This is a genomic window from Martinezella sp. CNPSo 3959, from assembly GCF_057784355.1.
The window spans coordinates 1,143,710-1,157,721 of record NZ_JBXSOV010000001.1; the positions used below are offsets into that span (position 1 = coordinate 1,143,710).

General features: G+C 60.1%; 15 protein-coding genes. 9 read left to right on the forward strand and 6 right to left on the reverse strand.

Annotated elements, in window-relative coordinates:
- Positions 1 to 5: 5 nt before the first annotated feature.
- Entirely contained in the window at positions 6 to 1,001 is a 996-nt protein-coding gene (locus AC13RE_RS05730; protein WP_488562234.1) for a LysR family transcriptional regulator, read from the reverse strand.
- Positions 1,002 to 1,121: 120 nt separating this feature from the next.
- On the opposite strand from AC13RE_RS05730, the gene AC13RE_RS05735 reads away from it, so the two are divergent.
- Positions 1,122 to 2,522, forward strand: coding sequence for an MFS transporter (locus tag AC13RE_RS05735; RefSeq protein WP_488486258.1), 1,401 nt, complete (start codon positions 1,122 to 1,124; stop codon positions 2,520 to 2,522).
- A 32-nt stretch (positions 2,523 to 2,554) separates the two neighbouring features.
- On the opposite strand, the gene AC13RE_RS05740 is transcribed toward AC13RE_RS05735, so the two are convergent.
- Positions 2,555 to 3,826 carry an RNA polymerase sigma factor gene (locus AC13RE_RS05740; protein WP_488562548.1) on the reverse strand — a complete coding sequence of 424 codons (1,272 nt, stop codon included), beginning with the start codon at positions 3,824 to 3,826 and terminating at the stop codon, positions 2,555 to 2,557.
- A 31-nt stretch (positions 3,827 to 3,857) separates the two neighbouring features.
- A complete protein-coding gene (locus AC13RE_RS05745) occupies positions 3,858 to 4,250 on the reverse strand; it encodes a YciI family protein (protein ID WP_488562235.1) in 393 nt (130 codons plus the stop codon).
- 353 nt (positions 4,251 to 4,603) lie between these two features.
- Here AC13RE_RS05745 and AC13RE_RS05750 point away from each other — a divergent pair, with 353 nt between their 5' ends.
- Complete coding sequence (locus AC13RE_RS05750) at positions 4,604 to 4,981, forward strand: VOC family protein (protein ID WP_015340769.1); 378 nt, start codon at positions 4,604 to 4,606, stop codon at positions 4,979 to 4,981.
- A gap of 266 nt (positions 4,982 to 5,247) precedes the next feature.
- Entirely contained in the window at positions 5,248 to 5,949 is a 702-nt protein-coding gene (locus AC13RE_RS05755) for a phosphatase PAP2 family protein (RefSeq protein WP_488562236.1), read from the forward strand.
- 18 nt (positions 5,950 to 5,967) lie between these two features.
- Here AC13RE_RS05755 and AC13RE_RS05760 read toward each other — a convergent pair whose 3' ends face one another.
- A complete protein-coding gene (locus AC13RE_RS05760; RefSeq protein WP_015340771.1) occupies positions 5,968 to 6,354 on the reverse strand; it encodes a response regulator in 387 nt (128 codons plus the stop codon).
- A 228-nt stretch (positions 6,355 to 6,582) separates the two neighbouring features.
- Here AC13RE_RS05760 and AC13RE_RS05765 point away from each other — a divergent pair, with 228 nt between their 5' ends.
- Positions 6,583 to 8,262, forward strand: a complete 1,680-nt coding sequence (locus AC13RE_RS05765) for a phosphoethanolamine transferase (protein ID WP_488486261.1) — start codon at positions 6,583 to 6,585, stop codon at positions 8,260 to 8,262.
- A 59-nt stretch (positions 8,263 to 8,321) separates the two neighbouring features.
- Here the strand turns inward: AC13RE_RS05765 and AC13RE_RS05770 are convergent, their stop codons facing one another.
- On the reverse strand, positions 8,322 to 8,699 hold the full coding sequence (locus AC13RE_RS05770; protein ID WP_132717290.1) for a cupin domain-containing protein: 378 nt from the start codon (positions 8,697 to 8,699) through the stop codon (positions 8,322 to 8,324).
- Between the two features lie 214 nt (positions 8,700 to 8,913).
- Between AC13RE_RS05770 and AC13RE_RS05775 the strand changes: the two genes are divergently transcribed.
- The 5 genes from AC13RE_RS05775 to AC13RE_RS05795 all read left to right on the forward strand — a co-directional run bounded on the left by AC13RE_RS05775 (position 8,914) and on the right by AC13RE_RS05795 (position 12,891).
- Complete coding sequence (locus AC13RE_RS05775) at positions 8,914 to 9,951, forward strand: LLM class flavin-dependent oxidoreductase (RefSeq protein ID WP_488562237.1); 1,038 nt, start codon at positions 8,914 to 8,916, stop codon at positions 9,949 to 9,951.
- 148 nt (positions 9,952 to 10,099) lie between these two features.
- Positions 10,100 to 10,999 carry a MurR/RpiR family transcriptional regulator gene (locus AC13RE_RS05780; RefSeq protein ID WP_488562238.1) on the forward strand — a complete coding sequence of 300 codons (900 nt, stop codon included), beginning with the start codon at positions 10,100 to 10,102 and terminating at the stop codon, positions 10,997 to 10,999.
- A gap of 131 nt (positions 11,000 to 11,130) precedes the next feature.
- A complete protein-coding gene (locus tag AC13RE_RS05785) occupies positions 11,131 to 11,877 on the forward strand; it encodes a COG4280 domain-containing protein (RefSeq protein WP_488562239.1) in 747 nt (248 codons plus the stop codon).
- Positions 11,874 to 12,080 carry a hypothetical protein gene (locus AC13RE_RS05790; protein ID WP_488562240.1) on the forward strand — a complete coding sequence of 69 codons (207 nt, stop codon included), beginning with the start codon at positions 11,874 to 11,876 and terminating at the stop codon, positions 12,078 to 12,080. Before AC13RE_RS05785 ends, AC13RE_RS05790 begins: the two co-directional genes overlap by 4 nt.
- A 229-nt stretch (positions 12,081 to 12,309) precedes the next feature.
- Positions 12,310 to 12,891 (forward strand): histidine phosphatase family protein, encoded by a 582-nt coding sequence (locus AC13RE_RS05795; protein ID WP_488562241.1) that lies wholly within the window; start codon positions 12,310 to 12,312, stop codon positions 12,889 to 12,891.
- 86 nt (positions 12,892 to 12,977) lie between these two features.
- Here AC13RE_RS05795 and AC13RE_RS05800 read toward each other — a convergent pair whose 3' ends face one another.
- Positions 12,978 to 13,913 (reverse strand): phytanoyl-CoA dioxygenase family protein, encoded by a 936-nt coding sequence (locus AC13RE_RS05800; protein ID WP_488562242.1) that lies wholly within the window; start codon positions 13,911 to 13,913, stop codon positions 12,978 to 12,980.
- Positions 13,914 to 14,012: the final 99 nt, after the last annotated feature.

Genomic DNA, 14,012 nt, shown 5'->3' on the forward strand with positions numbered 1-14,012 from the left:
AAGGATCAAACAGCTTCCGCGAGTTCAGGCGGATCATAGCAGCAGGCATCCGTGGAAACGCCCATGCGGCACCCGCTGGCTTCGAGCGCTTCCTTGACAACCTCAACGAAAAGCCGGCGGAACCATACCGAGCGGCTGTCGGCCTGATCGACGCGACGATAGAGCATCGTCACAGGGTCGGCAGGCAGCTCGAACGGCGGCTCCGAAATCGTCAGGTCATGCAGTTGCGCCATGCAGCGCGCAATCGCTTCGGGAACAGTCGCAATAGCTGGAATGGCGCGTAGCGTCGTCGGCAGTGCGGAAAAGCGGGGAACCGTCGCCACGACCTGCCGGCGATGGCCGAGGCGCGCGAGAGCGACATCGACGCCGGTGGATATGGCGCCTTCGAGCGAAACGGTGACATGCGGCGCATTGGCGAAATGCTTCAGGCTCAGCGGCGCCGCACATTTGAGATGCCGGCCATCGTAGATGCAGAGCGATGCCTGTTGGAACAGTGGCGCACGAACATGCCAGGAGGCCGGTTCGTCATGCACCGAGATGCTGAAGTCAAAGGCGCCCTCGTCCAGCAGACGCACGGCGTCGCGCCGGTCAAACGCCACGCTGGTCAGCCGCGCATTCGGCGCAAGGTGACGCAACCGCGCCACCAGCGGTCCGAAGAAGGAGGATTCGAGATTGTCGCAGAGCCCGATGCGGAACTCGCCGTGCCAGTTTTCAGGATCGAAGGCTGCGGGCGGGCGGATGGCGCGCTCGATGCCGGAGAGCGCATCCTCGATCGCCGGCGCGATGGACAGCGCCCGCGGCGTGGGCTGCAGGCCGCGCCCTACGCGCACGAACAATTCATCATCCAGCGTCTCGCGCAGCCGGCGGAGTGCGGCAGAAAGACCAGGCTGACCGAGCAGCAGCCGCTCGGCCGCACGGCTCACATTCCGCTCCTGCATCAGCACGGAGAAGGCGAGCAGCAGATTGAGATCGATTTTTCGAAGCGTGGCATCATTCATCATTATGAGTAATACCTGACATGGTTACTATCAATTTGCAATAGGGTTTGAAGATGTACATTTTCTCGTTCCCTGCCGCTTTCACCCTCCCAAGAGGTGGCAGCCTAGAAAGGAACGATCCCGATGACTTCTTCCCAAACCCGAAGCGGGGCGGGATTGGCGTTGCTGCTGCTATGCGCCGCCAATTTCCTCGACGCCATGGACGTCTCCACCATTGGCGTGGCCCTGCCCGCAATCCAGAAAGAGCTCGGCATGCAGGCGACCTCGCTGCAATGGGCCGTCAGCGCCTATGTGCTCGGCTATGGCGGCTTCCTGCTGCTCGGCGGTCGTGTTGCCGATCTCTTCGGCCACCGCCGCGTCTTCCTCTGGTCGCTCGGCGTCTTCGCCGCCGCCAGCATTGCCGGCGGTTTCGTCGATAGCGCCCCGACCCTGATCGCCGCTCGTCTGATCAAGGGCATTGCCGCTGCCTTCACAGCACCTGCAGCCCTCGCCCTCCTTCTCTCCGTCTTTGGGGAAGGCAATGCTCGCGCGAAGGCCCTAGGCGTCTTCTCCTCCACCGGTGCTGCCGGCTTCGTGCTCGGCATGGTGCTGGGCGGAGCGGCAACGCTTATCAGCTGGCGCGCGACGCTCGTCATGGGGGCGCCCGTCGCCATCCTGGCGCTGATCGTCGCCCCGCTCGTCCTGCCGGCCGACCACAAGCGAAACGGCCCACGCGCCCGCTTCGATTGGGCCGGCGCCCTGACGATCACGCCCGGCCTGCTGCTCTTCGTCTTCGGCGTCACCAATGCCGCCGCCGATGGCTGGCAGGCCTTTGCGACTTGGGGTTCGCTCCTCGCCGCATTGATCCTGATCGTGCTGTTCCTGATCGTGGAATCGCGCCATCATGATCCGATGGTGCCGCTTGCCATGTTCCGCCGCACCAAGCTCAGCCATGCCAATGCCATCGCTGCGCTGTATCAGGGAGCCTATGTTGGCTTCCAGTTCATCGCGACACTCTATTATCAGACCGTTGTCGGCTGGTCGGCCTTTGCAACCGGCTTCGCCTTCGCCATAGGCGGCACCTGCGTCATGTTCCTGGCACCACGCTTTGCGACGATCGGCCAGAACCGCGGCACGACACTTCTCATGACCTTCGGCGTGGGACTGCAGGCCATCAGCTATCTCTTCTGGGTGCTGTCGGCTGGGCATATTGATACGGTAGTGCTCGTCGCCATCTCGCAGCTCCTGCTCGGCATCGGTTATGCCATGACCTATCCGTCGATCCAGGTCGCGGCCCTTTCTGACGTCGGCGACGACGAATCCGGCCTGGCCTCGGGCATGCTGTTTGCCTCCTTCCAGATCGGCGGCGGCATCATTCTGGCGGCGGCATCGGCCGTCTTCAGCGCAGCTCCGAACTTCGGCTGGAATCCCTATGTCGCTGGCATCGGTTTCGTGACGATCCTTGCTGCCGCCATCACGCTGCTCGCAGCGGTCGGCCCGCGTTCGTCCGCCGCTAAGGCCGCAAATTATCAGGCTGCAGAATAGCTCGAAGCAAGATGGCCCGCCTCTCCGGCGGGTCAATCCTTCTCGGCGCCAGCGGCTTCGGCGGCGCGGCGCAGGAGGAGATCACGCTCCCTCTGATTTTCAGCAAGCGCGGCTGCCGTCTCGAAGGCTTGCCGCGCTTCATCATATCGGCGGAGCTTGTAAAGAAGATCGCCGAGAACGCTCGGCAGAAGATGATAATCCTTCAATGCTGGCTCGTCGCGGAGGTTTTCGATGATCTCCAATGCCATCTCGGGACCTACGGCCATGCCGACCGCGACAGCGCGATTGAGTTGGACGATCGGGGAAGGAACAAGCAAGGCAAGCTCCGCATAGAGATCGGCAATCCGCCTCCAGTCGGTTTCATCGGCCGTTCCCGCTCTTGCGTGACATGCGATGATCGCGGCTTGCAACGCGTAAACTCCACCGGCACCGCCGAGCTCATGCACCCGCATCAGCGCTTTCAGGCCGCGCCGGATCTGCAGCCGATCCCAGCGGTCACGATTTTGATCGAGCAGCAAAATCGGATTACCGTCGGCATCCGTCCTAGCCGCCGCTCGGGACGCATTCAGCTCCATCAGCGCCAGCAAAGCATGCGCCTCCGGCTCCTGCGGTGCCACGGACGTCAATATTCGCCCGAGCCGCAGCGCCTCGCCGCACAATTGCAGCCGCATCCAATTCTCGCCGCGCGCAGCCGTATATCCCTCGTTGAAGATCAGATAGACGACCTCCAGCACCGAGGCGAGGCGCTGCGAGAGCTCCTCGCCGTGCGGCGTCTCGTAGGAAAGCCCGGATTCCGACAAGGTCTTCTTGGCGCGGACAATGCGCTGGGCAATCGTTGCCTCAGACACCAGAAACGCCCGGGCGATTTCCTCGGTCGTCAAGCCGCAGATCATTCGCAGGGCAAGTGCCACCCGTGCCTCGCGCGAGATCAGCGGGTGACATGCCGTGAAGATCAAGCGCAGCATTTCATCGCCGATATCGTCGTCGAGAGAAGTATCTAGATCGGGCATGATCTGCTCGTCCTCCTCCATCTCCCGAACGATCATCTCGTGTTTGTGGTCCAGCATCCGACGCCGCCGCAAATGGTCGAGCGCCCGGCGCTTAGCTGTGGTCATAAGCCATGCGCCAGGTCGCTCGGGGATGCCCGTCTTCGGCCATCGTTCCAAGGCGACAATCAACGCCTCCTGCGTCAGATCCTCAGCCAGCGGCACGTCGCGCAGCAACCGCGCGAGACTGGTGATCAGCCGCGGCTGTTCGATCCGCCAGACGGCCAGGATCGCCTGATGGGCGCCGGCGGCTTTCAAGGCCGCCCGCCCCGATGACAGATCGAGAGCATCATGCCCTTGCTTCAGCGAGCGGGTCGCACACACCTTCGACATTTGGTTCGAAGTAAGCGCGCACTTCACATGTGCCTTCCCAGCCGGGCATGAAATCCTTGTGCAACTGCATGAACTCGACCGCCAGCGCCACGGCCTCTTCCTTGCTCTGCAGCTCGAAGATCGCATAGCCGCCGACGACCTCCTTGGCCTCGACGAAAGGGCCGTCGACGACGTTTAATTTGCCGGCCTTGATCGTGACGCGGGCGCCCGTCGCAAGCGGCATCAGTCCCGCCGTATCGATCATGCGGCCGGCCTTAATTTCCCGATCGGCGAGCTTGTGCATGGCTTCTAACAGCTCCGGCGTCGGATGCATGTGGTCGCTAGAGGTGACGATAGACATGAAACGCATGGGAAGTATCCTCCGGAAGCGAGGTGCCGGCACCATTGCCGCTCAACAAACCCGCTCATATTGACGACGAAGCAGCGCTCTGGAAATCGACAGTCGTTGCAAAAAAATCAGATCGCAGCCGCACAGCGGTAAATTCTACACCCATCCGTTTATCTCAGCGGTGCGGCGGCACCGGACCGCCTCATAGAAGAAGCAGCCAAGCGACCAGACAAACCCTCCCCTCGTTTTGTTGACTTCCCATGATCGTTGCAAGATGGTGAGACGAAATCGATCCGCGGAGTTTGAAAGCCGACGTTTCCCCTGGAGCGGGCCTTCCGTAAAGCTTCGCAGACAACACGGCAGGAGCTTGTTTCATGTTCGACCATATTTCGATCGGCGTCAAAGACCTGGCGCGGGCGCAGAAATTTTATGACGCGGCCCTTTCTCCTCTCGGCTATGAGCGCGTCACCAACTTCGACGGTACGGTCGGATATGGCGCGGAACGCGCGCAATTCTGGGTGAGCGAGGTGGAACGTCCCGTACCGGCCGATCGCGGCTCCGGGCTGCATTTCTGTTTCGTGGCCCCGAGCCAGGCAGCCGTGGACGCCTTCTATGCCGCAGGCATCGCCAATGGCGGTGAAGACAACGGCAAGCCGGGCATCAGGCCGGACTATAGCCAATTCTACTATGCCGCCTTCGTCATCGATCCCGACGGCTACCGGCTGGAAGCCTATTTCAAGACCGGCGAATAGATCGCCGCCCGGGACAAAGGTGAACGCGAACACTTTGCCGCATGCATCCGGCGCGGTTGTGCGGCCTTGATAGGCCTTCCCGATCATTGCCTTTCAGCCTGGCTTAAGGCTTCTGTCATAATAGTCGCCGATTGTAGTTTCCTGACGCCTTCACAACGCGGGCGGGCATTCATTTTGAACGTGTTTAGACAGCGGCCAGCTTTTAGATGTGCGACAACTCCATTGCTTCCACAAAACGGAATGCGCCGGTAAGCAGATACTTTTTTGTGTTTCTCGCGCTGTTCGTGCTCTGGTGGACGCTGCTGTTTGTCTTCTATCGATTTCCGGGCATCGATCTCGCTGTTGCTAAAAGCGTCTTCACGGCGGAGCCTTGCACATCGGCCACCACCATCGGTAACGTCTGCGGTACCTTTGCCCTCGCCAAAAATCCTATCCTTCGCATGGTGCGAAACGTGACGCTCGCCCTGCCATACATCGCCATTCTTGTCCTGTTCGCCGCACTGATTTCATCTCGGTATAAATACGGCGCAGGCTGGCGGACATTGAAAGCGGATCGGTATATCGCCGCACTGATATCGCTTGGCGTCGGCTGTGGCCTCATCGTCAACGCGCTGCTCAAAACCTATGGCGGCAGGCCAAGACCGCGCACCACGGATCTCTTCGGCGGTTCGCTGGATTTCGTTCAGGCAGGTTCGTTCGCCGGTCGATGTCTTGCAAACTGCTCCTTCGTCTCGGGCGAAGCGTCGTCTGGCGGCTGGCTGCTTTGCCTGGTGCTGCTTCTGCCGCAGCGGCTGCGCTTCTCCGTGGGTATCCCGCTCGCCATCATCTCGATCATGATGCCGGTCATGCGCGTGATGACAGGAGCCCATTATCTGTCCGACGCGGTGCTCGGCTGGCTCTTGTCTTTGGTGCTCTTTGCAGCGGCCATAGCGATCATCGATTTCCTGCGGTCGGGAACGCGAGCCTGATCCTGGAGCTGGCTCGGCTCAGCCGGCATTGCGCATGCGGATCAACCGGCCGCGCCTTGCCGCCTTGCGAACACGAACCGCCATTTCGCTCAGCGCAAATGGCTTCACCAGATAATCGACGGCGCCGATGTCCATGGCTCTCATCTGATCCGACAGCTGATCATAGGCCGACATGACAATGATCGGGGTCGCATCCCCGCGCGCTTCCATGAGTTTGAGCAGATCGAGGCCGCTGCCATCGGGCAATCGAAGATCGAGAAGCATCACGTCGTGCGCTTCGGCCGCAATGACAAGCTTGGCAGACTCCAAATCCATGGACCAATCGACCGACCAGCCATCGGCGTTCAGATGATCCTGCACGGCGTTGCCTATCAGTGTGTTGTCTTCGACCAATAGAAGCCGCACGATTGCATCCCCAATTGCAATCGGGAACCTATGGGACGTATTTCTGACGACAACCTGAACTTTCGACACAACATCGACAAAAAGGAAAGACAGCCTGAATTCGAGCCAACCGGCTCCGCGCGGCAAATCGCCGTTCAGGTAAATGTCAGGATTGATCACCATGGTGGCGTGCTTTGACCGCCAAAGCACACCTGTAGTGATGGGCTTTTCTGCGTCAACCGCCAGCCCATGCCTCGGAGACAATCATTGACCAACGAAAAAGTAGAACCTGGCCGACAAAAATTCGCGCCAGCAATCGGCAGTATCACGCTGTGCCTTGTAGCGACGCTTTATGTACTCCTTGTGACAAACCGGATGTTCTGGACCAAGGCTTACGGCTATTTCATCGCCGAGCCGGCCGCCTTTGCCGCTTTCGTCATTGGTATCTCCGCGGCGATCATGGCGCTCTTCACATTCTTCTCCGCCAAATACGTCACGAAGCCGGTTCTTATCTTCTTCGTGCTGGTGGCTTCGGTATCTTCCTGGTTCAACGACCAGTTCGGCGTCATTATCGACAAGGAGATGATCCGCAACGCGGCTGTTTCGACAGGCGCGGAAAGCAGCCATCTGATCACGACGCGCTTCATCACCTATGTTTTGCTGACGGGTGTCTTGCCGTCTCTGCTCATCGTGTGGGTCCGGATCGTCCATCGCCCGATCCTCAAGAAGCTCGCCTACAATACCGCCGTCATCCTCGCCTGCTCGGCGATCTTCGTCGCCGCCGGAACGACGTTCTATAAGACCTACGCCGGCATCGGCCGTGCTCACCGAGACATGATGGATACGCTCAATCCTGTGATGCCGATCACAAGCGCGGTGCGGTACGTCATCGATGCGCAAAGGAATGCAAATGTCGTGGCTGAGCCACTGGGCACGGATGCCCGCAGGGTCGGCGCCGTCGACAACGGCAAGCCGCGTGTGACGATCATCGTTGCCGGAGAGACGGCCCGTGCGCAGAACTTCTCGCTCGGCGGCTATGCCAAGATGACCAATCCGGAGCTGGCAAAGCGCAACGTCGTCTATTTCCCGAATACGAGTAGCTGCGGTACCGCGACGGCCACCTCGATACCTTGCCTGTTCTCGGTCTACACGCGCCAAGAATATAGCCATCGCAAGGGGCTGGAGACGGAAAACCTGCTCGATGTGCTGACCCACGCCAAGGTCGATGTGACCTGGCTTGACAACGACACAGGCAGCTACGACGTCACCAATCGCGTTTCATATACCTTCCTGCCGCACTCTGCCGATCCGCGCTTCTGCCAGGACGGCGAATGCAAGGACGAGATCCTCGTCGATAAGGTTGACGGCTGGCTGGACAAGGTGAAGGGCGACAGCGTGTTGGTGCTGCACCAGCTCGGCAGCCATGGCCCGGCCTACTATCAGCGCTACCCCGACGAATTCCGCCGGTTTCAGCCGGATTGCCGCTCCAACGATTTCAGCTCCTGCTCGCAGGAGGAAATCACCAATGCCTATGACAACACGATCCTCTACACGGATCACATCGTCGCGATGGTCATCGACAAGCTGAAGCAGCGCTCGAACTCGATATCCGGCTCCGTGCTCTATTTCTCCGATCACGGCGAGTCGCTTGGCGAAAACGGCATCTATCTGCACGGCACACCCTATATCATCGCGCCCTCACAGCAGACGCATGTGCCGATGCTGGTATGGATGGCCGACGATCTGGCCAAGGCTGCCGGTTTCGACATGGCCTGCCTTGCCAAGCGCGCTGCCGAAGGCACCTACTCTCACGACAACATCTTCCACAGCGTTCTCGGCATGATGGACGTCTCGACGAAGGTCTATGATCCGAGCCTCGACGTGTTCGCCGCCTGCCGGACGCCATCGAACAAGCTGGCATTGAAATGATGGACTAGACGATGTCCGGCAGCTTCTTTTCTGAAGGAGCCGCCGGACCATCGCATCACTCAGAGACGTTTTGGTTGGCGGATCGTCCGCTCATTTTCGACATTACCGGTATTCAGCGTCGTATTGCGCTCAAACAGCACGACTTCGCAGGTCGGCTCGGCGACCGGGCAATGCTCCACCCCATGCGGAACAATGATGTATTCGCCCGGCCCGAGCACGACATCGCCGCCGTTTTCCTCGCGCAGCTTCATGCGCAGCGTGCCTTTGACGACCAGAAAGAGCTCGTCCTCTTCCTCATGATGGTGCCAATGGAATGCGCCTTCCAGCTTCACGAGCTTGATCTGGAAATCGTTGATGTCGCCGCCGACGCGCGGGCTCCACGTCTCATCGAAAGCTGCAAAAGCTTTGGTAAGATTGACCTTTTTAAGTGCGACCATGTGTTTTGTCCTTGATTCAACTGCGCTCACGTCGGAGCTAATATTGGCGTGAGTACCGCCGATCGCAACGCCGGTGTTGCTGATTATCGCCGGTTGCCATCCGCATATCGAATTCTTCGAAGATTTCAGCCGAAACTTTCCGGGTAGTGGATGGTCGGGAGCGACACTACATGCTGTCTCAACATTATCATTTCGACACATGACAGGAAAAATCATGACGACAAACAATGTCGAATTCGGCCTGGATACTTTCGGCGACGTCACCTTTGACGACACGGGCGCGCCGCTGCCGCATGCGCAGGTGCTGCGCAATGTCGTCGAGGAAGGCGTATTGGCCGACCAGCTCGGAATAGACTTCTTCGGTATCGGCGAGCATCACCGCGAGGATTTCGCGGTCTCCTCGCCCGAAACGATCCTGGCCGCTATTGCCAGCCGCACATCGAAAATCCATCTCGGTTCGGCGGTAACGGTACTGAGCTCAGATGACCCGATCCGCGTGTTCCAGCGCTTCTCCAGCCTGAACGCTGTTTCGAACGGTCGGGCCGAGGTCATTCTCGGCCGCGGCTCGTTTACGGAATCCTTCCCGCTGTTCGGCTTCGAGCTCTCGCAATACGAGCAGCTCTTCGAGGAAAAGCTGGATCTGTTCGCAGCTCTCCTTAAAAACGAGCCTGTAAACTGGCAGGGCAGCATCCGCCCGCCCCTGCGCAACCAGAAGGTCTTCCCGACCATCGAAAGCGGTCAGCTGAAGACCTGGATCGGCGTCGGCGGCAGCCCGGAATCGGTGGTGCGCGCTGCGCACTACGATCTGCCGCTGATGCTGGCGATCATCGGCGGAAGCCCCTATCGCTTCCAGCCCTATGTCGACCTCTATCACCGCGCCTATGAGCAGCTCGGCAAGCCCGTGCAGCCGATCGGTATCCATTCGCCGGGCTACATCGCCGAAACGGACGAACAGGCGCGCGAGGAACTGTGGCCTTGCTATAAGGCGATGCGCGACCGCATCGGCCGCGAACGCGGCTGGCCGCCCATGACGCGCGCGGAGTTCGACAACGAGATCGAAAAGGGTTCGCTCTATGTCGGCTCGCCGGAAACGGTCGCCGCCAAACTTGCTCCAGTGGTCAAGACACTCGGCATCAGCCGCTTCCAGCTGAAATACAGCGCCGGCGCACTCGGCCATGACAAGATGCTGCGTTGTATCGAACTCTACGGCCAGAAGGTGATCCCGGCCGTACGCGCAGCTTTGGCGGAATAGTCGCAACAAGCTCTCTGCGCTTGCCTTACAACGCGATCAAAAAGGGCGCTTTGCAATACAGCGAAGCGCCCATCGTTTTGCGCTGTCATTCTTTTGCAGCAAATGCTACAGAAATATAATTGGTAGCATTTACTACAGAAGATATCCAATGGCAGAAACGACGCAGAACCCTCGCACTTTCGAAGACCGCGTCCTCAATGTGATCGAGACACTTGCACCTGCAGAGCAGCGCATCGCCCGCTTTTTCGTCGATCAGAAGCAGGCTGTTCTGTTGAATTCGGCCGCCCAGATCGCACAACTCGCCGGTACCAGCGACGCCACGGTCGTCCGCACGGCGCGCAACCTCGGCTTCGAAAGCCTCTCGACGCTGCGGGCCGCCCTGCTTGAGGAACTGACCGGTACGCCATCCCCCGGAACGCGGATGCAACGCACACTGGCTGAAACGGGTAGCCAGGCCAGCGACGCGCTTCACCATGTCATCAGGATACACGAGCAGGCTTTGGAGATTCTGCGGCGCGAGGAATTCGCCGTAAGCTTCGAACGCTGTGTCGATAGTCTTGCCAAGGCAGAGCGACGTCACGTCTTCGGCATCGGCCCCTCGGGCGCCATTGCGGACTATGCCAGCCTGCAGTTCAACCGCATCGGCCTGCCGACTAGCGCGCTCTCGGCCTCCGGCATCGCGCTCGCCGATCGCCTGCTCTGGATCGGCAAGGGTGACGTGGTGCTGATGATCGCCTATGCGCCACTCTACCGCGAAGTCGATGTGCTGCTTGAGCAGGTCGGTAAACATGGCGTTCCGGTCATTCTGATCAGCGACGATCTCGGCCTATCGCTTGCCGACAAGGTGGCTGAAGTCCTACCCGTGCCGCGCGGCAATGCCGGCCACCTCGCCATGCATGCCGGCACGCTGGTCCTGGTCGAATCCCTGATCGTCGCACTCGCCGCCAAGGGGAAGGACGTCGCCATCGATAGCCTTGACCGGCTCAGCCAGCTGCGCGGCGCCATCGACAAGACATGGAGCAAGCGCGGCACGAGGAAACGCAAGTGACGACGCCGAAGTGCAGTGCGCACGCAATATCGGCATTTGGCCAAGCCTCGGCTCATCCAAGACATGAAGAATAATCGTCCGGAAAATACCATTCGCATTCAACGCCCTAACCGTCATTCGGGAATCAGTTCATGAACAGCCTCACACCCATACTCTCCACTGTGACGGCATCTTTCCTCGGTTCGTTTGTCGAAGTCGTGGAAGCCTTCACCATCGTCCTTGCCGTCGGCGTCACGCGAAGCTGGCGCCCAGCCCTCACGGGTGCCGCGCTCGCCCTTGCAGTGCTGGCCGTCCTCGTCCTCATCTTCGGACCGCTGCTGGCGCTGATCCCAATCGAAATCCTGCAATTCGTCGTCGGCGTTCTGCTGATCCTCTTCGGCATGCGCTGGCTGCGCAAAGCCATCCTCCGCTCGCTCGGCGTCATCGCCTTGCACGACGAGGAAGCGGCCTTCTCGAAGGAGACGGCCGCTCTGCAGGCACAGTCAACCGATCGCCGGGCCGATTATCTCGCCGGCCTTGCCGCCTTCAAGGCGGTGCTGCTCGAAGGTGTCGAAGTGGTATTCATCGTGATTGCCGTCGGCGGTGCGCATGGCCTGACGCTCTATGCCGGCCTCGGCGCGCTCGCCGCCTTCGTGCTGGTCATGCTGATCGGGCTGCTGGTCCATCGCCCGCTCTCGACCGTGCCCGAAAATACCCTGAAATTCGTCGTTGGCCTGATGCTCACCAGCTTCGGCATCTTCTGGACCGGTGAAGGTATCGGCGCGCATTGGCCGGGCGAGGATCTCGCGCTGATCGCCATCTTCGCGATCGTCTCGCTCGCCTCCTACGTCATCATCCGCGCCATGCGCGGCAACCCGACAGCAAAGGCAACCCAATGACCGTGCTTCGCATCGCCCTCTCCGAGCTCATCGGCATGTTCATCGATGATGGCAGTCTCGCCACGCTCTGCCTCATCCTTATCCTCGCTATTGCCGCAGCGGTGGAGTTTCTCGCTATGCCACCGCTCGCGGGCGGCCTTCTGCTATTGGTCGGCTGCCTCGCCATCTTGCTCTACAGCGTCCGCCGCGCCGTGAAACGATGAGATTCACAACTCTCTGCAAGAGCTTGGATTTGCAGAGGGTTGTCGCGACACTTACCAAACAGCCTTAACTCTCGACAGAACCCTTCGCAGATGCGAAGAATCTCGCACGCGAGAGCGCCCTGCGTCCGTACGGACGCAGGGCGCTCTCAATGTTTGAATCTACACATCAGGCTTTCCGAAAATCGATCCCGATTTTCGGGCCGATGCTGTAGCGAAAAGGAGAAACGGCATGAGCAGCGCCTATCCCGAAGTCTATCTGGTACGCCACGGACAGACGGAGTGGAGCCTCTCCGGCAGGCATACCGGCCGGACCGATATTCCCCTGACTGCTCCAGGCGAGGAAGCCGCCCGCAAACTCGCGAGCCGCCTGCCCGCCATCGATTTCGCCGCCGTCTGGTCGAGCCCCTCGCAGCGCGCGCAAAACACCTGCGCGCTGGCTGGCTTCGGTGATCGCCGCGTCGTCAAGGAGGATCTGGCGGAGTGGGATTACGGCGCCTATGAGGGCATCACCACGAAGGCGATCCTTGCCGAACGCCCCGGCTGGCAGGTCTTTCGCGACGGCTGCCCGAACGGCGAATCTGCCGCCGATGTCGGCGCGCGTGCCGACCGGATCATCGGCGAACTTCGCGGCATCGACGGCTCCGTCCTGATCTTCTCTAGCGCCCATTTCCTGCGCGTCTTCGCCGCCCGCTGGGTCGGCCTGCCGCCGGAAGGTGGCGCGCATCTGGTTCTCGATACCACGAGCATCAGCGTGCTTGGCTATGAGCACGACCTGACCGAGCCGGTCATCCGCCGCTGGAACGAGATCTGACGGCCGCGCACTGATCCCCGCATCGGCATAACTAAATCGAGCGGCCACGAGCCGCTCGATATTTTTGAGAAGTTAGTCGCGGTCGCTCACCAGCGCTTGAGACCCAGCAGCTTCTCGCCGAGCGGCGTCAGTTCGGCCGTCGTCGCGTTGTGTTTTTCCCATTCACGAGGATCGCCGGGAAAGGCATCGCGTTTCGGGGAATCCAGTTCCCTCCATAGACGGATACGTTCCTCGCGCTCGGCAACATTGTCGTATTCGGCCGGATGCATGGAGATATATTGCGCCATGCGAACGCGGTTGTCCGAATGGTTGGGGCGGACACCGTGCGCCAGCAGCGAATTGAATATCATCAGATCGCCCGGCTCCATGTCGATATTGACGACCGAGAGGCCGGTCATGTCAGGATGCATCGGATCGCGGTCCGCCGGCTGCGTCTTTTCCCATTCCTCGAAATGCTCGAAGAGTTCCGGCACGCACTGGAATCCACCGACATCGCCATCCTGCTTCTTCAGGCTCAGAACACCCTGTACGCCGATCGGCAGCGGGCGGATCGAAGTGTCGACATCCCAATGAATGAAGCCGTGGGGGTTGCCCTTCACCTTCTTCGGCGGATTGAGATTGGCGCGATCGATGGTGACCCAGAGATCCTCGCGATCCCAGATGTCGACGAAGACATCGTAGATCCGCTTTTCCATGCGGTTGTCCCAGAGATACTGGTGATTATAGATCTCCAGCATCCCGGTATTGTTGAGCTCCTTCATCTTGTGCTCGCGCCGCTGCGGCGCATACCAGGTGGAAGGGTCGTTCGGATCCTTCTCGTCAAAGCGCCACAAGAGGTCGACAAGCCGCTCGACATTGACAGGCGGCACAGCCTGTCGCACGATCACATAGCCCCTCGTGATCCAATGCTGCCAATCTTCCTTCGACAGCACCCTGAGCGGCAATGTCTTCTGGATATCCTTCAGTTGCGTCGTGACTGCGGATGCGGTCGGGTGCGCGTCTCGTTTCAAGGCAGGCTGCATAAGTTTCCTCCATCTTGGCTACCCTTTTGCTTTCGGGTGACGGGAAAGATGTAACTTTAGTTGGCGCGGCGATGTTGCTCGGCTCTGGCCAATTCTGAT

Coding starts and splice junctions, on each gene's coding strand:
- AC13RE_RS05730 (WP_488562234.1), bottom strand. CDS start 1,001: ATGATGAATGATGCCACGCTTCGAAAAATCGATCTCAATCTGCTGCTC.
- AC13RE_RS05735 (WP_488486258.1), top strand. CDS start 1,122: ATGACTTCTTCCCAAACCCGAAGCGGGGCGGGATTGGCGTTGCTGCTG.
- AC13RE_RS05745 (WP_488562235.1), bottom strand. CDS start 4,250: ATGCGTTTCATGTCTATCGTCACCTCTAGCGACCACATGCATCCGACG.
- AC13RE_RS05750 (WP_015340769.1), top strand. CDS start 4,604: ATGTTCGACCATATTTCGATCGGCGTCAAAGACCTGGCGCGGGCGCAG.
- AC13RE_RS05765 (WP_488486261.1), top strand. CDS start 6,583: ATGCCTCGGAGACAATCATTGACCAACGAAAAAGTAGAACCTGGCCGA.
- AC13RE_RS05770 (WP_132717290.1), bottom strand. CDS start 8,699: ATGGTCGCACTTAAAAAGGTCAATCTTACCAAAGCTTTTGCAGCTTTC.
- AC13RE_RS05775 (WP_488562237.1), top strand. CDS start 8,914: ATGACGACAAACAATGTCGAATTCGGCCTGGATACTTTCGGCGACGTC.
- AC13RE_RS05780 (WP_488562238.1), top strand. CDS start 10,100: ATGGCAGAAACGACGCAGAACCCTCGCACTTTCGAAGACCGCGTCCTC.
- AC13RE_RS05785 (WP_488562239.1), top strand. CDS start 11,131: ATGAACAGCCTCACACCCATACTCTCCACTGTGACGGCATCTTTCCTC.
- AC13RE_RS05790 (WP_488562240.1), top strand. CDS start 11,874: ATGACCGTGCTTCGCATCGCCCTCTCCGAGCTCATCGGCATGTTCATC.
- AC13RE_RS05795 (WP_488562241.1), top strand. CDS start 12,310: ATGAGCAGCGCCTATCCCGAAGTCTATCTGGTACGCCACGGACAGACG.
- AC13RE_RS05800 (WP_488562242.1), bottom strand. CDS start 13,913: ATGCAGCCTGCCTTGAAACGAGACGCGCACCCGACCGCATCCGCAGTC.